Below are 19,890 nucleotides of genomic sequence, written 5' to 3' on the forward strand. Positions count from 1 at the left end.
GAACCCAGGGATTGAACACTGGGACTGAACAGATGTCACCGTACTGTCTGCTGCCGGCCGCGTCGTCGGCGGGCGATCCGCAGGTTAGAGCGCCGCGACCGTCCCGACGCCAGGGTGACACCAATCTGTGACCAGTGTGGCTGATGGTGCATATGAGGCGTTAGCGACTAGGCTTATGCCCATGGCGAGTAAGACCGCGGCCCGATCTTCTGCACGTCAGACCAGGTCAAAGGCCCCTTCGCGCGGCGGGGGACGGTCTGCGCGCCCATCCGCTCCGCGCCGCAAGCCCGCCCGGCGCAAGTCATCGGCCGTCGCATCGGCCGGCACGACCGTCGGCCGGGGCGTACGGGCCGGCTGGCTGATGGTGGCCAAGGGCGCCGGAAGCACCGCACGCTCGGTGGGTCGCGCACGTGATCTGGAGCCCGGCCACCGTCGCGACGGCATCGCGCTGGCACTACTCGGGTTGGCCGTTGTCGTCGCCGCGAGCTCCTGGTTCGACGCCGCGCGACCCGTCGGGGCCTGGATCGACACCGTCGTCCGCGTCATCATCGGCGCCGCCGTCGTGCTGGTGCCGGTCGCGCTCGCCGCGATTGGCGTCACGCTCATGCGCACCGAGCCCGATCGCGAGGCACGCCCCCGGCTCATCCTCGGGTCGGCGATGATCGCGCTGCCCGCCCTCGGCCTGTGGCACCTGTGGGCGGGATCGCCCGTGGATCCCACAGCCCGCCAGCACGCCGGTGGATTCGTGGGCTTCGCCATCGGTGGGCCGCTGTCCGACGGGCTGACCACCTGGATCGCCGCGCCGCTGCTGTTCATCGGGATCCTGTTCGGGGTGCTGCTGTTGACCGGCACGACGATCCGTGAGGTGCCCTCGACCGTCCGCGACATGTTCTCCACCCGGTGGGACCGCGAATACGACGATGAGTACGACGACTATGACGACTACGAAGGCGACGAGGAGCCCGAAGACTTTTCCGACGGCTACTACGACGATGCGCCCATCGAGGAGGCCGAGGCGTGGCCATCGCCGACGCAGCCCACGGTGCCGCTGGACCGCACCGATGGACCGACTGGTTCCCCGATGGACAACTACCCGCTCGACGAGCCCGCCGCCATCGAGGCCCCGAAACCGAAGAAGAAGCCGCGCAAGGAACCCAAGATCGTCGTGGACCGCGTGGTCGAGGGCCCGTACACGCTGCCCTCGCTCGAACTGCTCGTCGCCGGAGATCCGCCGAAGCGGCTGACGGCGGCCAACCAGCACATGACCGACTCCATCACCTCGGTGCTGCAGCAGTTCAAGGTCGACGCCGCCGTCACCGGCTGCACCCGCGGGCCGACCGTCACCCGCTACGAGGTGGAGCTCGGCCCGGGCGTCAAGGTCGAGAAGATCACCGCGCTGCACCGCAACATCGCCTACGCCGTCGCGACCGAGAGCGTGCGCATGCTCGCGCCGATCCCCGGCAAATCGGCGGTCGGCATCGAGGTGCCCAACACCGACCGCGAAATGGTGCGGCTGGCCGACGTGCTGACCGACCCCGTCGTGCGGTCCGACCACCACCCGCTGGTCATCGGACTCGGCAAAGACATTGAGGGCGAGATGATCTCGGCCAACCTGGCCAAGATGCCGCACCTCCTGGTCGCCGGCTCGACCGGGTCCGGCAAGTCGAGTTTCGTGAACTCGATGCTGGTGTCGCTGCTCGCGCGCGCCACCCCGGACGAGGTCAGGATGATCCTGATCGACCCGAAGATGGTCGAACTGACTCCCTACGAAGGGATTCCGCACCTCATCACGCCGATCATCACCGAGCCGAAGAAGGCCGCCGCCGCGCTGGCATGGCTGGTCGAGGAGATGGAGCAGCGCTACCAGGACATGCAGGCTTCGCGGGTGCGTCACATCGACGTGTTCAACGAGAAGGTGCGCAACGGCGAAATCACTGCGCCGCTGGGCAGCAACCGCGAATACAAGCCCTATCCCTACATCCTGGCCATCGTCGACGAGCTCGCCGACCTGATGATGACCGCGCCGCGCGATGTCGAAGAGGCGATCGTCCGGATCACCCAAAAGGCCCGTGCCGCAGGTATTCACCTCGTGCTCGCGACGCAGCGCCCGTCCGTCGACGTCGTCACCGGTCTGATCAAGACGAATGTGCCGTCCCGGTTGGCGTTCGCGACGTCGTCGCTGACCGACAGCCGCGTCATCCTCGACCAGCCCGGCGCCGAGAAGCTGATCGGCATGGGCGACGGCCTGTTCCTGCCGATGGGGGCCAACAAGCCGTTGCGGCTGCAGGGTGCGTTCATCACCGACGAGGAGATCCACGCGGTCGTCACGGCGACCAAGGATCAGGCTGAGCCCGAGTTCGTCGAGGGCGTCACGGCGGTCAAGGCCGGCGAACGCAAGGACGTCGACCCCGACATCGGTGACGACATGGACGTCTTCCTTCAGGCCGTCGAGCTCGTGGTGTCGAGCCAGTTCGGCTCGACGTCGATGCTGCAGCGCAAGCTGCGCGTCGGCTTCGCCAAGGCGGGTCGCCTGATGGACCTGATGGAGAACCGAGGCATCGTCGGGCCCTCAGAAGGGTCCAAGGCGCGTGAGGTCCTCGTCAAACCCGACGAACTGGCCGGGACGCTGATGTTGATCCGCGGCGGCAGCGACGCCAACGGCGCAGACGACGACGAGCCGGACTTCTAAGCCTTCTCGACGACGTACATCGCCTGCCCGGGGATCCGAAGGATGCGGATCCGCCGGGGTGCGCCGAAACCGGCCGCCCGCAGCCAGTCGTGCAGCTGCGCCGGGGGATGCACCTGCGAGCCGGAGCTCAGGTACACGAACAGGCTGAGCACATTGGCCTGGGCCGAGGTGGCGTGGTCGGGTTCGGCGAACGCGTCCATGACGGCCAACGTCCCGCCGGAAGCGAGCGCGTCGTGGATGCGGCGGAACAGGTCGACCGTCTGCTCGGCCGTCAGATGGTGCAACAGGTTGAAGCACAGCACGGCGTCGTAGCCGGTGCCCAGATCGTCGACCGTGGCGTCGCCGGCGCGGTGCTCGACGCTGTCGGACATGCCCGCGGCCGCGATGATCTCGCGGCCGATGGCCGCGCTGCCCGGCAGGTCCAGCACAGTGGCGTGCAGCCCCGGATTGCGGCGGCACAGCTGTGCCGAGTACCAGCCGTGACCGCCACCGATGTCCAGCAGGGATCGCGAATCACGCGGTAGCCGAAGCTTTTTCGCGACCTCGTCGGCGGACAGCCGTGCCAGCTCCAGCTGGCCGCAGATATAGCGCCGCCAGTACGGATCGTCGGGCGCGGCGTCGTGATGGCCGGCTGGCGCCCCGGTGCGGGTCACCTGGTCCAACTGTGACCACCACTGCCAGTAGTCGGCGGTGCCCGCCACGTACCGTGCCACCGACAGTGCCGATGCCGGGTCCAGCCAGCGGCGCGCCGACCGGGTCAGCCGGTAGCGCCCCGCCCGGGCGCGGACGTGCCCGCCTGACCGCAGACAGTCGAGCAGCAGCTGGGTCGGCACGGGATCCAGGTTCAGATCGGCGGCGAGTTCTGCCGCCGTCGACGGCCGCTCGGCCAGGCGCGCCGCCATGCCGGTCTGCACCGCGGTGATGATGACCGCCGACAGGGCCATTCCGCCCCACGCCTCGGCGGCCGCAACGGGAACGATGCCGGCCTTCAGCGCCAGCCATTCGACGGGGTTCGCGCCTCGCAGGGCCAGCCTCACTTTTCAGGACCCTTCACCACCGAAATTTACTACCATGTCAACGGTATCTCTTGAGGGGAGACCGACCATCACGGTCCATACCCGTTCGGCCCCGCAGGCGCTCAGACGTGCGCGGGCCCTCGTCGTCGCCGGCCACGCCGGACCTGCTCTGGCCATCAGCGTGCTCGCGACGCTGTTGGCCGCACAGGCCGCACCCGAGGGGATCGGCCCGGCCCTCACCGGTCCCGCCATGCTGGCCGGCCAGCTCTCCGTCGGCTGGTCCAACGATGCGATGGACGCCGGCCGCGACGCTGCGGCGGGCCGGGTCGACAAACCCGTCGCCACCGGCGACATCAGCGCGCGCGCAGTCTGGATCGCGGCCTGCACGGCGCTGCTCGGCGCGCTCGCGATGGCACTGACCATCAGCGCGGCCACCATGGTCGTCCTGGCCGTCATCGTCGGCGCGGCCTGGGCGTACAACGTCGGATTGAAGTCGACTCCGGCGTCCGGGCTGATGTACCTCCTCGGGTTCGGCCCCATTCCGGCCTACGCGGCCAGCACGCTGCCCGGGCAACCGTTGCCGACCTGGTATGCGACTGCAGCCGCCGCGCTGGTCGGCCTCGGCGGCCATTTCGCCAACGTGCTGCCCGATCTGAAAGCGGATCAGGCCACCGGCGTCCACGGCCTGCCGCAGCGCGTCGCCGCCCGCTGGGGAGCAGGCGCCGTGCGCGGCACCGCCCTGGCCCTGCTGCTGTCGGCGTCCGTACTGCTGCTGGTGGCGTCGGACTTCCACGGGGTCGCCGTGGCCGGACTCGCGGTCGCCGTCGTATTCACGGTGATCGGCGCCGTAGGCAGCGGACGTGTGCCGTTCGTGGCGGCCTTCGGCATCGCCGCCGTCGACGTCGTTCTGCTGGTCGTCATCGGATTCGTCGGCGGAGTCGGCCATGCGTAGAGCGGAAAGCACTGTCCTGGCGGTGAATTCGGCCTTCCCCGCTCACCGCTACCCGCAATCCGAACTCACGGCGAAGGTCGCCGAAGTCGGCGGCCTGGGACCGGACGAGCGCGTGCTGCTGGACCGGCTGCACGCCAACGCGGGCGTCGAGTACCGCCACACCGTCCTGCCACTGAACGATTACGCCCGCCGCCGCGACATCGCAGCGGCCAACGACCGCTACGTCGAGGAATCGGCCGATCTGGGGGAGGGGGCACTGCGCGCTGCGCTCGACGCCGCCGGGGTGGCCGGGCGCGATCTGGACCTCCTGATCGTCACGTCGGTGACCGGTGTCGTGGTTCCCTCGCTCGACGCCCGGCTCATTCCCCGGCTCGGATTGCGGCCCGACATCAAGAGGCTGCCGGTCTTCGGGCTGGGCTGCGTGGCGGGTGCGGCGGCACTGGCCAGGCTGCACGACTACCTGCTGGCCTGGCCCGACCACCACGCCGCACTCCTGGCGGTGGAGCTGTGCTCACTGAGCTGGCCGGTGACCGACATGACGACCGCCGACCTCGTCGTCACGGGACTGTTCGGAGACGGGGCGGCAGCGCTGGTGGCGACCGGCACCGGAGCTCGCCCCGGAGCCGGACCGCGGATCGTCGCGACGCGCAGCGAGGTCTACCCCGACAGCGGTGACACCCTCGGCTGGCGCCTTGCCGGCGACGGGTTCCGCATTGTGCTCACCGCGGAGTTGGCCGACGTCGTCGAACGGCACCTCGCCGGCACCGTCGCCGCCTTCCTCGCCGAGCACGAGCTGACCGTCGACGAGATCGACGTCTGGGTGTGCCATCCCGGTGGTCCGAAGGTGATCGACGCCGTCGCGAACAGCCTCAAGCTGCCCGACAGCGCCGTCGAGAAGAGCCGGCAGTCGCTGGCCGAGGTCGGCAACCTGTCGTCGGCGTCGGTGCTGCACATCCTCCAGAAGACGGTAGAGGCGCAACCGATATCACCCGGGTCGACCGGGCTGATGGTCGGGCTGGGGCCGGGTGTCAGCGTCGAACTCGTGCTGATGCGATGGTGACAGCCGCCCAGAGTGCTACAGGGTCAACAGCATTCGGGTGTTGCCGAGGATGTTGGGCTTGACGTAGGACAGGTCGAGGAACTCGGCGACACCCGTGTCGTAGGAGCGGCACATCTCCTCGTACACCTCGGAGGTGACGGGCGTCCCCTCGATCTCCTGGAAGCCGTGCCGTCCGAAGAACTCGGTCTCGAAGGTCAGCACGAAGATCCGGTGCAGGTGCAGATCGGCGGCCACCGACAGCAGCTGATCGACGATCGCATGACCGACGCCGCGACCGCGGACCTTGGGATGCACCGCCACCGTGCGCACCTCGCCGAGGTCGGACCAGAGCACGTGCAGGGCGCCGCAGCCGATCAGTTCGCCGCCGAGGTCGGCCACCCAGAACTCCTGGACGGACTCGTACAACGTCACGAGGTTCTTCTCCAGCAGGATCTTGCCTGCGTAGATGTCGACGAGCGCCTTGATGGACGCGACGTCGGAAGTCGTTGCGCGGCGCACCACGAGCTCACCGGTGGCCGTGTCCGGAGCTGCGCTCATGCTCCGAAGAGTATCGGCAGGGGCAACCAGTATTCTGTGGCGGTGCCGGGCCAACCACACACTGACCCTGTGGTTCCGCGCGCCCGCGTCGCGAACATCGCAAACATGCTCACCGGTGTCCGATTCGTGTTGGTACCCGTTTTCCTGGCTGCGCTGTTCGTCGGGGACGGCCATGAAACGACTTGGCGCATAGTCGCATTCGCTGTTTTCGCGGTGGCCGTCATCACAGATCACCTCGATGGTGCGCTGGCTCGCAGCTACGGCATGGTCACCGAATTCGGCAAGCTGGCCGACCCCATCGCCGACAAGGCCCTCATCGGGGCGGCGCTGATCGGGCTGTCGCTCCTCGGCGACCTGCCGTGGTGGGTCACCACCGTCATCCTGGTCCGTGAACTGGGCGTCACCCTGCTGCGCCTGGCGGTGCTGCGCCGGGGCGTCATCCCCGCCAGCCGCGGAGGCAAGCTCAAAACGCTCGTGCAGGCAATCGCCATCGGCCTGTTCATCATGCCGCTGTCCGGAGTCTGGATGACCAGCGCGTGGATCATCATGCTCGTCGCGGTCGTCTTGACCGTGCTCACCGGCATCGACTACTTCGTATCGGCGTTCAGGGACTCGCGTGGACGACCCGCTGATCACCGATGATGCCCGCTCGCTCGTCGCCGACCTAACTGTCCGCGGGCAGACCGTCGCGACCGCCGAGTCGCTGACCGCCGGCCTGCTCGCCGCGACATTGGCCGGGGTGCCCGGCGCCAGCGCGGTGCTGCGCGGCGGACTCATCACCTACACCGTCGAAACCAAGACCGGTCTCGCCGGTGTAGCACCTGAACTGCTGGCCGAGTTCGGTCCCGTCGCCGAGCCCACCGCGCGGGCGCTGGCTGTCGGTGCGCAGCAGCGATGCCACGCCACCTGGGGTGTCGGGTTGACCGGGGTGGCCGGGCCCGAACCGCACGGCGGGCACCCGGTCGGTGCGGTGTTCCTCGGACTCGCAGGTCCCGGTGGCACCGATGTCGTCGAGTTGCAGCTCGCGGGCAGTCGCTGGGACATCCGCGTCGCCGCCGTGCACGCCGCTGTGCAGCGTTTACGCGCCGTCGTCGAGAGCCAATGACACCGGCCGGCGGTTTCGGGAACCATCTCGGCGACATCATGCGTTGGTCTGGGTAGTCGAGACGAGGAGGACGCGCGATGACCACATTGCTGCGCGAGGTAATCGGCGACGTGCTGCGTCGCGCCCGGGTCGAGCAGGGCCGCACCCTGCGCGAGGTGTCGGACTCGGCGCGGGTGAGCCTGGGCTACCTGTCCGAGGTGGAGCGGGGCCGCAAGGAAGCCTCGAGCGAACTCCTCGGCGCGATCTGCAACGCCCTGGCCGTCCCGCTGTCACGGGTGCTCTCGGAGGCCGGCGACGAACTGGCCGTGGAGGAATCGCGCGCCGCCGCGGGAACCGCCAACATCGACGTCACGACCAAGGTCGTCATTCCGCAGGTCGTCTCGATGGCTGTTGCCTGACCGGTCGAGCGTGCAGGGGTGTGGTGATCTGCGCGGAACCGATAAGTTGGGGTCAAGCAGTTGCCGGTAAGTCACCGGACTCGATCAAGACGACGCTCGACAGACACGAAGGCGGAATGAACTCATGGCCAATCCGTTCAGCAAGGCGTGGAAGTACCTCATGGCGCTTTTCAGCTCCAAGGTCGACGAGTACGCCGATCCGAAGGTGCAGATCCAGCAGGCCATCGAAGAGGCTCAGCGGCAGCACCAGGCGCTGACCCAGCAGGCCGCTCAGGTGATCGGCAACCAGCGTCAGCTCGAGATGCGACTCAACCGCCAGCTCGCCGACATCGAGAAGCTCCAGGTCAACGTCCGTCAGGCCCTGACCTTGGCTGACCAGGCCGTCGCCGCCGGTGACGCCAACAAGGCGACCGAGTACAACAACGCTGCCGAGGCGTTCGCCGCGCAGCTGGTCACCGCCGAGCAGAGCGTCGAAGACCTCAAGGGTCTGCACGACCAGGCGCTGCAGGCGGCCGGCCAGGCCAAGAAGGCTGTCGAGCAGAACGCGATGATGCTGCAGACGAAGATCGCCGAGCGCACCAAGCTGCTGTCCCAGCTCGAGCAGGCGAAGATGCAGGAGCAGGTCAGCGCGTCGCTGCAGTCGATGAGTGAGCTTGCCGCACCGGGCAACACGCCCAGCCTCGACGAGGTGCGCGACAAGATCGAACGCCGCTACGCCAACGCGATCGGCTCGGCCGAGCTGGCGCAGAATTCGGTGCAGGGCCGGATGATGGAGGTCCAGCAGGCCAGCGTGCAGATGGCAGGACACTCCCGGCTGGAGCAGATCCGGGCGTCGATGCGCGGAGATCAGCTGCCCACCGGCAATTCGGCTGGTGCCGCCGCTCCTCAGACTCCGGCCGCCCCGGCCGCCAACCCGACACCGGAAAATCCGCTGTCGCAATAACATTCGCAGGAGTATGTCGTGAGTTCTCGGACCGGCCGACCCGAAGCCTGGCGCTCGCTGGCGCAACGCGGCGTCGACACCGCCGCGGAGTGGTCGGGCCTAATGGCCGAGAAGCTCAACGCCGCGGCCGATCCGCGCGCCAAGCTGCTGCGGAAGCGGCGCTGGGCGCTGCGGCTCGGATGGTTCTTCACCGTGTCGGCGGTCTTCTGGGTGGGCGTGACGGCGCTGCTGGCGTCGTGGAGCACGCCGGTGTGGGCGCTGTTCATCCCGTCACCCATCGCCGTCGGCGCCGCCTTCCTGGCGACGCTGGCCTTTCTGCGGTATCGCTGGCTGCGCGGCGAACCGCTGCCGCCGCAGCGCACCCAGGGGCTGCGCCGGTTGCCGCCATGGGGTTCGGCGGCACGTCAGCCGATGGCCGCGCTGGCAGCCTCCGAGCGGGGCTTCGTCTCGCTGCTCGGCATCCTTGAGCGCGGCCAGATGCTGCCCGCCGGTGAACTTCTCGAATTGCGCGTCGCCGCCGAGCAGACGGTGGCCACCATGGCGGCGACCGCGACGGAGGTGGTGTCGATGGAGAAGACCGTCAAGTCCTCGCCGCAGTCCCGGGGCTACCTGACGCCGACGATCACAGCATTCACCACGCAACTCGACCGCGGCGCCCGTCAGTACAACGACATGGTCACGGCCGCAGCGCAATTGGTGTCGGCAGCGAATTCCGGAAACATGTCGAGCTCACCGATGTCGCAACGCCGCTACCGAGACGAACTCGGAATGGCCACCGATCGGCTGACGGGGTGGGCCCAGGCCTTCGACGAGCTGGGCCGTCTCAAGCAGGCCTAGAACTTCGGGCGCAGCGCAGGGATGAAGATCCCCGGCAGGGCGCGCAGCGGCGCCTTCACCATGAAGTCGAACATGTCGAAATAGTCGCGCCACAGCGTGATCTGGCCCGCCTCGTCGATGTCGAACCGGCCGCACACCCAGAACTGCAGCCGCAGCGGGCCCAGGATGATCGCGTCCGTGCGCTCGGTCAGGACCGTGCCATCGTCATCGGTGGAGATGCTGTGGAACTTCACCGCGAAACCGCCCTTGCCCTCGGCGCGGCGCAGCATCGACAGGATCCGGGAGCGCCCGCGGATCGACGGCAGGCCGACGTTCTGCCAGACCAGGCCGGGGGCAGCCAGAGTCTCGAAGGTGTCGAAGTCGTTGTCTTCGAGTGCGAACAGGAACTGCTGCACGGTCGCAATGCGATCGTCGCGATGACGCGCAGTCACAGCCGTGGGAAGTGCCTCGTCAGTCATAGCGCCCGAGCCTAGCCACCACGGCTGTGGCAGGGTAGCCCGCATGCGTGTTGCCGTGGTCGCGGGACCCGACCCGGGACACGCCTTTCCGGCGATTGCGCTGTGCCTGAAATTTCTCGCTGCAGGCGATGTCCCGACCCTGTTGACCGGCACGAAGTGGCTCGATGTCGCCCGTGCGGAGGGGATCGACGCGATCGAACTGGACGGGCTGGACGCGACAGACGTCGACGACGACGGCGATGCCGGGGCGAAGATCCATCAGCGCGCCGCCCGGATGGCGGTGCTGAACCGGTCCCGCATCGACGATCTGCGAGCCGATCTGGTGGTCTCGGATTCGATCACGGTCTGTGGCGGGCTGGCCGCCGACCTGCTCGGGGTCCCGTGGGTGGAGCTGAACACCCATCCGCTGTACCGCCCGTCGAAAGGGTTGCCGCCGGTGGGCAGCGGGTTGGCGCCGGGGGTGGGGCTTCGGGGGCGGTTGCGTGACGTCGTCCTGCGGGCGCTGAGCGCGCGATCGTGGCGGGCCGGGCTGCGCCAGCGAGCCGAGGCACGCGCCGGGATAGGCCTGCCCGTGCACGATCCCGGTCCGCTGCGTCGACTCATCGCGACGCTGCCGGCACTGGAGGTGCCGCGTCCGGACTGGCCGGCCGAAGCCGTGGTCGTCGGACCGCTGCACTTCGAGCCGACCACCGACCTGCTGACGCTGCCGCCCGGGGACGGGCCGGTCGTCGTCGTCGCTCCGTCGACCGCGATGACCGGAGCCGACGGCCTCGTCGAGCTGGCGCTCTCGGCGCTGGTGCCCGGCGACGTGCTCCCGGAGGGGTCGCGGGTGGTCGTGTCCCGGCTCGACGGCGCCGACTCCGAGGTTCCGCGGTGGGCGGTGGTCGGGCTCGGTCGGCAGGACGAGCTGTTGTCGCGCGCCGATCTGCTGATCTGTGGCGGCGGGCACGGCACGGTCGCGAAATCGTTGCTCGCCGGGGTTCCCATGGTCGTCGTCCCGGGTGGGGGAGACCAGTGGGAGATCGCCAACAGGCTTGTGCGCCAAGGGAGTGCGCAGCTGGTTCGGCCGTTGACGGCCGATGCGCTGGTCTCCTCGGTGCGCGATGTGCTCGGCTCACCGCGCTATCGGGACGCTGCTGTGCGGGCCGGCGCAGGCGTGTCCGACGTCGCCGATCCGGTACGGGTGTGCCATGACGCGCTACGCGCCTCGGCGTAGGTTGGGCCTGTGCGGCTGACGGAATTCCAGGAACTGGTCGAGGGGCAGTTCGGTGCTGTTCGAGCATCGTCGATGCTGATGGACCACGTGCTGACCGCCGTCGGTGGCCGCACCGCGGCGCAGGCCATCGAGGACGGTGTCGAGCCGCGCGATGTCTGGCGGGCGTTGTGTGCCGATTTCGACGTTCCGCGCGACCAGTGGTGAGGTCTGCCGATGGCACGCCATGACTACGAGATCACCCTCACCTGGACGGGCGATCGGGGGACCGGCACCAGCGACCACCGCTCCTACTCGCGGGACCACGTGGTCGGCGCCGACGGGTATCCCCCGATCGACGGGTCGTCGGATCCGGCGTTCCGCGGCACCCCGGCGCGGTGGAATCCCGAGCAGCTCTATGTCGCGTCCATCGCCCAGTGCCACATGCTGTGGTATCTGCACCTCGCGGCGCAGGCAGGCATCACCGTCACCGGGTACTCCGACCGTCCCACCGCGGTGATGGTCGAAGAGGCCAGTGGCGCAGGACAGTTCGAGAGTGTGACGCTCAATCCGGTGGTGACCGTGCTGCCCGGGTGTGATGCCGACCTCGCGCAGGAACTCCACGATCGGGTCGGCGAGTACTGCTTCATCGCCCGATCGGTGAACACTCCCATCCATCACCACTCCACGATCCGGGTGTCGACCACCGCGACGTAAAGCGTCGCCCGTCGGCGTGTCCACTTGAATCGAACACCTGTTCGTCTACTGTGGGTGGAGTTCGACCGCAGACATCGCACGAAGGACTTGTCGGAGCCTTGATCTAGCGTCACGGCCAACCGACCGAGAACCGGTCAACAACGACTACCGGAAGAGGTATCACCATGGCACCGCAGGCCCCTGATCGCGAGAAGGCCCTCGAGCTCGCACTCGCACAGATCGACAAGAACTTCGGCAAGGGTTCGGTGATGCGGCTCGGCGAGGATGTCCGCCCGCCGATCTCGGTCATCCCCACCGGCTCGATCGCGCTGGACGTCGCGCTCGGCATCGGCGGGCTGCCCCGCGGCCGCGTCATCGAGATCTACGGTCCGGAATCCTCCGGTAAGACCACCGTCGCGTTGCACGCCGTTGCCAATGCCCAGGCTGCCGGCGGTATCGCGGCCTTCATCGACGCCGAGCACGCGCTGGATCCGGAGTACGCCAAGAAGCTCGGCGTGGACACCGACGCGCTGCTGGTGTCCCAGCCGGACACCGGTGAGCAGGCCCTGGAGATCGCCGACATGCTGGTGCGTTCCGGCGCGCTGGACATCCTGGTCATCGACTCGGTGGCCGCGCTGGTGCCGCGCGCCGAGATCGAGGGCGAGATGGGTGACAGCCACGTCGGTCTGCAGGCCCGCCTGATGAGCCAGGCGCTGCGCAAGATGACCGGTGCGCTGAACAATTCCGGCACCACCGCGATCTTCATCAACCAGCTGCGCGAGAAGATCGGCGTGATGTTCGGTTCGCCCGAAACCACCACGGGCGGTAAGGCACTGAAGTTCTACGCCTCGGTGCGTCTGGACGTCCGGCGCATCGAGACACTCAAGGACGGCACCGACGCCGTCGGCAACCGCACCAGGGTCAAGGTCGTCAAGAACAAGGTGTCCCCGCCGTTCAAGCAGGCCGAGTTCGACATCCTGTACGGCCGCGGCATCAGCCGGGAAGGCTCGCTCATCGACATGGGCGTCGAGCACGGCTTCATCCGCAAGTCCGGATCATGGTTCACCTACGACGGTGAGCAGTTGGGTCAGGGCAAGGAGAACGCTCGGAACTTCATGCTGGAGAACCCCGATGTGGCCAACGAGATCGAGAAGAAGATCAAAGAGAAGCTCGGTATCGGAGCCCAGCTGACCGATGACGTCGCCGATGACGCTCTTCCCGCTCCCGTCGACTTCTGACGCCGGCGCGGCCGACAAGTCCGACAAGCGCGCCGAGCAGGCGCGGGCCCTGTGCCTGCGCCTGCTCACCGCGCGGGCGCGGACCCGCGCGGAGCTGGAAGCGCAGCTCGCCAAGCGCGGATACCCCGACGACGTCAGCGCTTCGGTCCTCGACAGGCTGACGCAGGTCGGGCTTGTCGACGACGAGGACTTCGCCGAGCAGTGGGTACGGTCCCGGCGGCAGAACGCTGGAAAAGGCAAGCGTGCGTTGGCCGCTGAGTTGCGGAACAAGGGTGTCGATTCCGAGGTGATCGACTCCGCGCTGGCCGACATCGACGCCGGCGCCGAGCGCAGCCGCGCCGAACAGTTGGTCCGCGACAAGCTGCGCCGCGAGAAGCTCGGCGATCCTGGTGACAGGGATGCCGAAAACAAGGTGGCGCGGCGCTTGGTCGGGATGCTGGCCCGGCGGGGCTATCACCAGTCGATGGCCTTGGACGTCGTGACCGCGGAACTCGCGAGCGAGCGGGAACGGCGGCGGGTGTAGCGCACCGCCGTCAGGTCGTTCGCGGCGCCCGCCAGGACGGCGCCGCGAGGTCGGCCGCCAAACTCCGGGTCACCACCTTGCGCACGGCGATCACGAGGGCGACCCCGGCCAGCGCAGCCCAGGTCGAATCCACGCTGAGGCGCAGAAGTCCCGCAGCGGTCAACAGTTCCAGCACCACCCGCAGAACGAGGAGTGGTTGTCGGAACACGGCCAGCCCAACCACGCCGAGGACGATGCCCGCCGCCGCGATCACCCACGACACGGAGATGACGAAACTCATGGGGAGGGCGGCGGTTTCTTCAGCAATGCGATCTCGGCCTGCTCCTGGGCGATCTCGCGATTGAGGAAGTAGTTGAGGATCGTGCGGATCGCCGCGATCGCGGCCAGCTTGCCGATCTCCTCGAACGACGGCGAGATCGCCGTGCGCAGGACGTCGGCGGCGAGCTGAAACTCCAGCCCCAGCACCAGGAAACGGGCCAGCGTCAGACGCACCGCCGAGAACTGGTTGATGTCACGCCGTCCCAACGCGACGACGAACTTCGCGATGGCGACGACCGCCCCGATCATGATCACCACGGCGCCGCACGCCTCGATCAGGCGGACCATCAGGTCCACCGCGTCGCGCAGCGTCGACTCGGGAAGAAGTTCGAAGGCCTGCAGGGTGGTCATGGAAGCAGACCTCAGACGCCGCGGCTGCGGTCGCCCTGCAGTTCGAGCGGTTCGGCCTCCATGGGCGCAGGTCCCTTGCTGGAACGGCGCAGGCGTCGCTCCAGCAGCGTCGCCAACCACGACAGCGTGAAGTTCAACGCGATCATCAGTGCAGCGATCACGATCAGCGCGGGGATGTAATTGCCGTAGGCCGAACCGATCACGGTTCCCTGTCGGACCATTTCGACGAACGTGATCTGGTATCCGAGCGCGGTGTCCTTCAGGACGACGACGAGCTGCGAGATGAGCACCGGCAGCATCGACGTGATCGCCTGGGGGAGCAGGATCGAGCGCATCGTCTGGCCCCAGGTCAGACCCAGAGCCGAGGCCGCCTCGGCCTGTCCGCGGGGCAGCGCGTGGACACCGGCGCGCACGATCTCGGCGATGACGGCGCCGTTGTAGAGCGTCAGGCCCGTGATGACACCGGCCAGCGCGAGGTGCTGGGACGGGAACACCTCGTAGAACGCGTACAGGAAGTACGCGAAGATCATCATGATCAGCACCGGCACCGCGCGGAAGAACTCCACGAATACCGATGACACCCAACGGATTCCGGTGTGCGTCGACAAGCGGCCGACACCCATCACGAACCCGAGCGCCAGCGCCAACACGATCGACACCGCCGCCGCCGTCAAGGTGCCTTCGATCCCCGGCAGGACGTAGGTGCGCCACAGATCGCCGGTCAGGAACGGTTCCCACTTCTCGGCCGTCAGCTGGCCCCGTGCATCGAGGCGCGAGTAGACCACCCAGGCGATGGCCAGGACGACGACGATCGTGACCGCGGTGACGATCCGGTTGCGGATCCGGGCGCGCGGCCCCGGCGCGTCGAAGAGAACGGACGACCCGGTCACCGCACACCAGACCTTCGCGAGCAGACGCAAACTCGCACGTTCGAGGGCAAAAAAGTGTGATTCTTTGTCTGCTCGCGGTCAGCGCTCATCACCGCGCCACCGCCAATCGCTTGCCCAGCCAGCCGAACAGCAGCCCCAACGGCAGCGTGAGCACCACGAAACCGAGTGCGAAGATGCCACCCACGATCAGCACGGCGGCCGTGTTCTCGATCATCTCCTTCATCAGCAGTGCCGCCTCGGCGACACCGATCGCCGACGCGATCGTCGTGTTCTTCGTCAGCGCGATGAACACCGAACCCAGCGGGATGACCACGGCGCGAAAAGCTTGCGGCAGCATCACGATCCGCAGGTTCTGTCCGAAGGTCAGGCCGAGCGAGCGCGCCGCTTCCGCCTGACCGAGCGGGATGGTGTTCACGCCGGCCCGCACCGTCTCGCACACGAACGATGCCGTGTAGACGGTCAGACCCAGCACGGCCAGCCGGAACCCGCTGTCGGCGATGAACGTCGGCGACTGCCGCGAGGCCATCGTCAAGCCCAGCGTCTGCGCCAGACCGAACGAGCAGAACAAGATGATCAACGTCAGCGGCGTGTTGCGCACGATGTTGACGTACGCCGTGCCGAGCCAGTTGAGCATCGGCACCGGTGCCAGCCGCATCGCGGCCAGCACCGTGCCGAGGACAAGAGCACCCACCGCGGAGAGAACCGTGAGCTGGATCGTCGTCCAGAACGCGGCGAAGATCTCCGCGCGATACTCGGTGAAAACCTCCACGTGCGGCTCCGGTGTCTACCAGTCGCTCAGTTGTCGAGCGGCGGCGGCGCCGGCGCAGTGATCCCGGCAGGGCCGAGGTTCTTGTCGAACGCTTCCTTCCACGCGCCGCTCTCTTCCATCTTCTTCAGCGCGTCGTTGATCTTGGTGCGCATCTCGGTGTCGTCCTTCTTCAGGCCGATGCCGTAGCGCTCCTCGGAGAAGGTGTCGCCGACGATCTTGAACGTGCCCGGCGTCTGCGCGGCATACCCGGCGAGGATGACCTCGTCGGTCGTGACCGCGTCGACGGCACCGTTCTTCAGCGCCTCGATGCACGCCGAGTAGGTGTCGTACTCCTGCAACTGCACCGTCGGGAACTCGTCCTTGATCTTCTGGGCCGGCGTCGAACCCGTCACCGAACACAAGATCTTGTTGTCGGCCAGCGACGCCTTGCCCGTGATGTCGGTGTTGTCCTCACGCACCAGCAGGCTCTGCCCGGTGACCAGGTACGGGCCCGCGAACGAGACCTTCTCCTTGCGGGCGTCGGTGATCGAGTAGGTCGCCGCGATGAAGCTGACCTGGCCGTTCTGGATCAGCGTCTCGCGCTGCGCCGACGGTGATTCCTTCCATTCGATCTTGTCGGGGGCGTAGCCGAGCTCGCCGGCGACATAGGTGGCGACGTCGACGTCGAAGCCGCTCATCGTGCCGTCGGGATTCTTCATGCCGAGACCGGGCTGATCGAACTTGGTGCCGATGACGATGGTGTCACCGCCACCACCACCGCCGCCGCCGCTGTCGCCGCCACCGCAGGCGGTTGCCGCGAACGGCAACGCCGCGGCCAGGGCGAGCGCACCGATGACGCGCTTGGACAGGAACTTCGGGGACATGACGGGATTTCCTTTCGCCGGTGCTGCGGTAGGGGTCAGTGATGGAGGATCTTGCCGAGGAAGTCCTTGGCGCGGTCGGTCTGGGGATTGTCGAAGAACTGCACGGGTTCGGCGTCCTCGAGCACGGCGCCGTCGGACATGAACACCACGCGGTTGGCGGCCCGGCGCGCGAACCCCATCTCGTGGGTGACCACGACCATGGTCATGCCTTCGGCGGCGAGATCGGCCATGACGGCGAGCACCTCGTTGATCATCTCGGGGTCGAGCGCGCTGGTCGGCTCGTCGAACAACATGACCTTGGGGTCCATCGCCAGCGACCGCGCGATCGCCACACGCTGCTGCTGCCCGCCGGAGAGCTGGGCGGGATACTTCTCGGCCTGATTGGCCACACCCACCCGCTCGAGCAGGCTCATCGCCTTGTCGCGGGCTTTCTCCTTGGACGCCTTGCGCACTTTCATCGGAGCCAGCGTCACGTTCTCCAGAATTGTCTTGTGCGCGAACAGATTGAACGACTGGAACACCATGCCGACGTCGGAACGCAGCTGCGCCAGCTTCTTTCCCTCGGCGGGGAGCACCGCGCCGTCGATCGCGATGGAGCCCGAATCGATCGTCTCCAGCCGATTGATCGTGCGGCACAGCGTCGACTTGCCGGAACCCGACGGTCCCAGCACGACGACGACCTGGCCCCTGCCGACTTCGAGGTTGATGTCGTTGAGAACGTGGAGGGCGCCGAAATGCTTGTTGACCCCCTTGATCGAGATCATCGGCACATCAGGGGACTCCCTGGGGCTCTCCATGCGTGATGACCTTACCCAGGTAACGCCCAGCGTGCCCGGAACTCCGCGATCCCTGCGTTTTCGCCCCGCGACGATTTCGGGCGGACACCACCTGCTCCGTAGGATGGTGCGGTGACGTTGTCGGTGGCTCAGGAGGCGAGCGGGGTTTCCCCCGTTCGTCCGGTCGGCGACATACCGGGAACGCGCACTTTCGAGGTCCGTACTTACGGCTGCCAGATGAACGTGCACGATTCGGAACGCCTGGTCGGGCTCCTCGAGGAAGCCGGCTACCAGCGGGCAGGCGAGGGTGACGACGCCGACATCGTCGTGTTCAACACGTGTGCCGTGCGGGAGAACGCCGACAACAAGCTGTACGGCAACCTCAGCCACCTGGCCCCGCGCAAGCAGGCCGATCCGAACATGCAGATCGCCGTCGGCGGCTGCCTGGCCCAGAAGGACCGGGACTCGCTGCTGCGCAAGGCCCCCTGGGTCGACGTCGTGTTCGGCACGCACAACATCGGCTCGCTGCCCGCGTTGCTGGACCGGGCCCGCCACAACCGGGTAGCTCAGGTCGAAATCGCCGAGGCCCTGCAGGAATTCCCGTCGGCACTGCCGGCGAGCCGTGAATCATCTTATGCCGCATGGGTTTCCGTGTCGGTCGGCTGCAACAACACGTGCACGTTCTGCATCGTCCCGTCGTTGCGGGGCAAGGAGGTCGACCGCAGACCCGGCGATGTCCTCGCCGAGGTGCAGTCACTCGTCGACCAGGGCGTCCTGGAGATCACCCTGCTCGGACAGAACGTCAACGCCTACGGCGTGTCCTTCGTCGACCCCGAACAGCCCCGCGATCGGGGCGCGTTCGCCGCGTTGCTGCGCGCGTGTGGACGCATCGACGGACTGGAACGGGTGCGCTTCACCTCACCACATCCCGCCGAGTTCACCGACGACGTGATCGAGGCGATGGCCGAGACCCCCAATGTGTGCCCGACGCTGCACATGCCGCTGCAGTCCGGTTCCGACCGGATCCTGCGCGCGATGCGACGGTCGTACCGCGCCGACCGGTACCTCGGCATCATCGACCGGGTTCGCGCGGCGATCCCGGACGCGGCCATCACGACCGACCTCATCGTCGGCTTCCCCGGCGAGACCGAAGAGGACTTCCAGGCCACCCTCGGCGTCGTGGCCGCGTCCCGGTTTGCCAGCGCTTTCACGTTCCAGTACTCCAAGCGGCCCGGCACCCCGGCCGCCGACCTCGACGACCAGATCCCCAAAGCCGTTGTGTCCGAGCGCTACCAGCGACTGATCGACCTACAGGAGCGAATCTCGTTGGAGGAGAACACCGCCCAGATCGGCCGCGCCGTCGAGTTGCTCGTCGCCACGGGGGAGGGCCGTAAAGACAGTGCCACCGCCAGGATGTCCGGCCGGGCCCGCGACGGCAGGCTCGTGCATTTCGCACCAGGTGCGCTGCGCGCCGACATCCGGCCCGGCGACATCGTCGTCACGACGGTGACCGGCGCCGCCCCGCACCACCTGATCGCGGACGCCGCGTTGACCGGTCACCGCCGCACCCGCGCGGGAGATGCGCACGCGGCGGGTCAGAAACCGAAGACTGGTGTAGGCCTCGGCATGCCGGGAATCGGCGTGCCTGCTCCCGCACCGGTGACCGCTGGATGCTCGCGATGAATGACAGCACCCCGACCGGCAACGGGTTCGATGACTTCAAGGGCGACATCGACGCCGCCGAACGCCGGGTGGCACGCGAGATCGACCCCGGCGCAAGGGCATTGGTGGTTTCGATCCTGGTGTTCGTGCTGCTCGGCACGCTGTTCCTGCCGCACACGGGCGGAGCCAGAGGTCTCGACGTCCTGATCGGCAGCCAGGCCGCGACCGACAACGGCGTCATCCTGCCGCACCGCGTGTTCGCGATCTTCTCGGTCGTGTTCGGCGTCGGCTTTTCGATGCTGGCGTTGTTGACGCGGCGCTGGGCGATGGCGTGGGTCGCGCTGGCCGGGTCGACGGTGGCGGCCTTCCTCGGCCTGCTCGCGATGTGGACCCGCCAGACCGCACCCGATCCGTACCCCGGCCCGGGGATCGGCCTGATCGTGGCGTGGTTCGCGGTCATCCTGCTGGCGTACCACTGGGCGCGGGTGGTGGCCGCGCGCACCGCGCTGCATCTGGCCGCCGAGGAACACCGGCGCAAGCAGATGGCCGAGGGACAGAGCAAGGGTCTGTTGGAGACGTTCAGTCCCGACGGTGAATCCGACACCCCGCCGAAGTAG

Annotated in this window: 23 protein-coding genes and 1 pseudogene; 15 read left to right on the top strand and 9 right to left on the bottom strand. The window is 67.8% G+C overall.

The features are described from left to right. Positions 1–124 precede the first annotated feature (124 nt). A pseudogene (locus P9A17_RS10590) lies at positions 125–2,689 on the top strand (DNA translocase FtsK); the annotation flags it as partial. On the opposite strand, the gene P9A17_RS10595 reads toward P9A17_RS10590, so the two are convergent. Continuing rightward, a complete protein-coding gene (locus P9A17_RS10595) occupies positions 2,686–3,726 on the bottom strand; it encodes a class I SAM-dependent methyltransferase (protein WP_278038486.1) in 1,041 nt (346 codons plus the stop codon). The pseudogene P9A17_RS10590 and the gene P9A17_RS10595 overlap by 4 nt on opposite strands. Before the next feature lie 34 nt (positions 3,727–3,760). On the opposite strand from P9A17_RS10595, the gene P9A17_RS10600 reads away from it, so the two are divergent. Both P9A17_RS10600 and P9A17_RS10605 read left to right on the top strand, forming a co-directional pair. After that, complete coding sequence (locus tag P9A17_RS10600; protein ID WP_278038487.1) at positions 3,761–4,657, top strand: UbiA family prenyltransferase; 897 nt, start codon at positions 3,761–3,763, stop codon at positions 4,655–4,657. Then, positions 4,650–5,717 (top strand): 3-oxoacyl-[acyl-carrier-protein] synthase III C-terminal domain-containing protein, encoded by a 1,068-nt coding sequence (locus tag P9A17_RS10605; RefSeq protein ID WP_278038488.1) that lies wholly within the window; start codon positions 4,650–4,652, stop codon positions 5,715–5,717. The genes P9A17_RS10600 and P9A17_RS10605 overlap by 8 nt, the downstream gene beginning before the upstream one ends. Before the next feature lie 15 nt (positions 5,718–5,732). Here the strand turns inward: P9A17_RS10605 and P9A17_RS10610 are convergent, their stop codons facing one another. Next, a complete protein-coding gene (locus tag P9A17_RS10610; protein WP_278038489.1) occupies positions 5,733–6,254 on the bottom strand; it encodes an amino-acid N-acetyltransferase in 522 nt (173 codons plus the stop codon). A 42-nt stretch (positions 6,255–6,296) separates the two neighbouring features. On the opposite strand from P9A17_RS10610, the gene pgsA reads away from it, so the two are divergent. From pgsA to P9A17_RS10635, 5 genes are all read left to right on the top strand, one after another. Beyond that, positions 6,297–6,896 (top strand): CDP-diacylglycerol--glycerol-3-phosphate 3-phosphatidyltransferase, encoded by a 600-nt coding sequence (gene pgsA / locus P9A17_RS10615; protein WP_278038490.1) that lies wholly within the window; start codon positions 6,297–6,299, stop codon positions 6,894–6,896. Next, positions 6,871–7,359 carry a nicotinamide-nucleotide amidohydrolase family protein gene (locus P9A17_RS10620; RefSeq protein ID WP_278038491.1) on the top strand — a complete coding sequence of 163 codons (489 nt, stop codon included), beginning with the start codon at positions 6,871–6,873 and terminating at the stop codon, positions 7,357–7,359. Before pgsA ends, P9A17_RS10620 begins: the two co-directional genes overlap by 26 nt. Before the next feature lie 77 nt (positions 7,360–7,436). Beyond that, positions 7,437–7,757: a transcriptional regulator ClgR gene (gene clgR / locus P9A17_RS10625; protein ID WP_278038492.1), complete on the top strand. Its 321-nt coding sequence runs from the start codon at positions 7,437–7,439 to the stop codon at positions 7,755–7,757. 124 nt (positions 7,758–7,881) lie between these two features. Beyond that, a complete protein-coding gene (gene pspA, locus P9A17_RS10630; protein ID WP_278038493.1) occupies positions 7,882–8,700 on the top strand; it encodes a phage shock protein PspA in 819 nt (272 codons plus the stop codon). An 18-nt stretch (positions 8,701–8,718) separates the two neighbouring features. After that, entirely contained in the window at positions 8,719–9,537 is an 819-nt protein-coding gene (locus P9A17_RS10635; protein WP_278038494.1) for a hypothetical protein, read from the top strand. On the opposite strand, the gene P9A17_RS10640 is transcribed toward P9A17_RS10635, so the two are convergent. Next, positions 9,534–9,995, bottom strand: a complete 462-nt coding sequence (locus tag P9A17_RS10640) for a limonene-1,2-epoxide hydrolase family protein (RefSeq protein ID WP_278038495.1) — start codon at positions 9,993–9,995, stop codon at positions 9,534–9,536. The genes P9A17_RS10635 and P9A17_RS10640 overlap by 4 nt on opposite strands. 43 nt (positions 9,996–10,038) lie before the next feature. Here P9A17_RS10640 and P9A17_RS10645 point away from each other — a divergent pair, with 43 nt between their 5' ends. From P9A17_RS10645 to recX, 5 genes are all read left to right on the top strand, one after another. Further along, a complete protein-coding gene (locus P9A17_RS10645) occupies positions 10,039–11,211 on the top strand; it encodes a nucleotide disphospho-sugar-binding domain-containing protein (protein WP_278038496.1) in 1,173 nt (390 codons plus the stop codon). A 9-nt stretch (positions 11,212–11,220) separates the two neighbouring features. After that, the gene (locus P9A17_RS10650) at positions 11,221–11,415 is read left to right on the top strand and encodes a DUF3046 domain-containing protein (protein ID WP_278038497.1); all 195 of its coding nucleotides are present in this window, start codon (positions 11,221–11,223) and stop codon (positions 11,413–11,415) included. 9 nt (positions 11,416–11,424) lie between these two features. Continuing rightward, positions 11,425–11,904, top strand: coding sequence for an OsmC family protein (locus tag P9A17_RS10655; protein ID WP_278038498.1), 480 nt, complete (start codon positions 11,425–11,427; stop codon positions 11,902–11,904). A gap of 164 nt (positions 11,905–12,068) precedes the next feature. After that, complete coding sequence (recA, locus tag P9A17_RS10660) at positions 12,069–13,121, top strand: recombinase RecA (RefSeq protein ID WP_278038499.1); 1,053 nt, start codon at positions 12,069–12,071, stop codon at positions 13,119–13,121. Then, on the top strand, positions 13,090–13,644 hold the full coding sequence (gene recX / locus P9A17_RS10665; protein ID WP_278038500.1) for a recombination regulator RecX: 555 nt from the start codon (positions 13,090–13,092) through the stop codon (positions 13,642–13,644). Before recA ends, recX begins: the two co-directional genes overlap by 32 nt. A gap of 10 nt (positions 13,645–13,654) precedes the next feature. Here recX and P9A17_RS10670 read toward each other — a convergent pair whose 3' ends face one another. The 6 genes from P9A17_RS10670 to P9A17_RS10695 all read right to left on the bottom strand — a co-directional run bounded on the left by P9A17_RS10670 (position 13,655) and on the right by P9A17_RS10695 (position 17,599). Beyond that, positions 13,655–13,924: a hypothetical protein gene (locus tag P9A17_RS10670; RefSeq protein ID WP_278038501.1), complete on the bottom strand. Its 270-nt coding sequence runs from the start codon at positions 13,922–13,924 to the stop codon at positions 13,655–13,657. Further along, a complete protein-coding gene (locus P9A17_RS10675) occupies positions 13,921–14,313 on the bottom strand; it encodes a DUF1622 domain-containing protein (protein ID WP_278038502.1) in 393 nt (130 codons plus the stop codon). The genes P9A17_RS10670 and P9A17_RS10675 overlap by 4 nt, the downstream gene beginning before the upstream one ends. A gap of 11 nt (positions 14,314–14,324) precedes the next feature. Further along, positions 14,325–15,203 (bottom strand): amino acid ABC transporter permease, encoded by an 879-nt coding sequence (locus P9A17_RS10680; protein WP_278038503.1) that lies wholly within the window; start codon positions 15,201–15,203, stop codon positions 14,325–14,327. 88 nt (positions 15,204–15,291) lie between these two features. Beyond that, a complete protein-coding gene (locus P9A17_RS10685) occupies positions 15,292–15,972 on the bottom strand; it encodes an amino acid ABC transporter permease (protein WP_278038504.1) in 681 nt (226 codons plus the stop codon). A gap of 26 nt (positions 15,973–15,998) precedes the next feature. Then, positions 15,999–16,835, bottom strand: coding sequence for a glutamate ABC transporter substrate-binding protein (locus P9A17_RS10690; RefSeq protein ID WP_278038505.1), 837 nt, complete (start codon positions 16,833–16,835; stop codon positions 15,999–16,001). Positions 16,836–16,870: 35 nt separating this feature from the next. Next, positions 16,871–17,599, bottom strand: coding sequence for an amino acid ABC transporter ATP-binding protein (locus tag P9A17_RS10695; RefSeq protein ID WP_278038690.1), 729 nt, complete (start codon positions 17,597–17,599; stop codon positions 16,871–16,873). A gap of 156 nt (positions 17,600–17,755) precedes the next feature. Here P9A17_RS10695 and miaB point away from each other — a divergent pair, with 156 nt between their 5' ends. Both miaB and P9A17_RS10705 read left to right on the top strand, forming a co-directional pair. Next, complete coding sequence (miaB, locus tag P9A17_RS10700) at positions 17,756–19,294, top strand: tRNA (N6-isopentenyl adenosine(37)-C2)-methylthiotransferase MiaB (RefSeq protein WP_278038691.1); 1,539 nt, start codon at positions 17,756–17,758, stop codon at positions 19,292–19,294. Next, on the top strand, positions 19,282–19,890 hold the full coding sequence (locus P9A17_RS10705) for a hypothetical protein (protein ID WP_278038506.1): 609 nt from the start codon (positions 19,282–19,284) through the stop codon (positions 19,888–19,890). The genes miaB and P9A17_RS10705 overlap by 13 nt, the downstream gene beginning before the upstream one ends.

The organism is Mycobacterium sp. 236(2023) (assembly GCF_029623955.1).
GTDB lineage: Bacteria > Actinomycetota > Actinomycetes > Mycobacteriales > Mycobacteriaceae > Mycobacterium.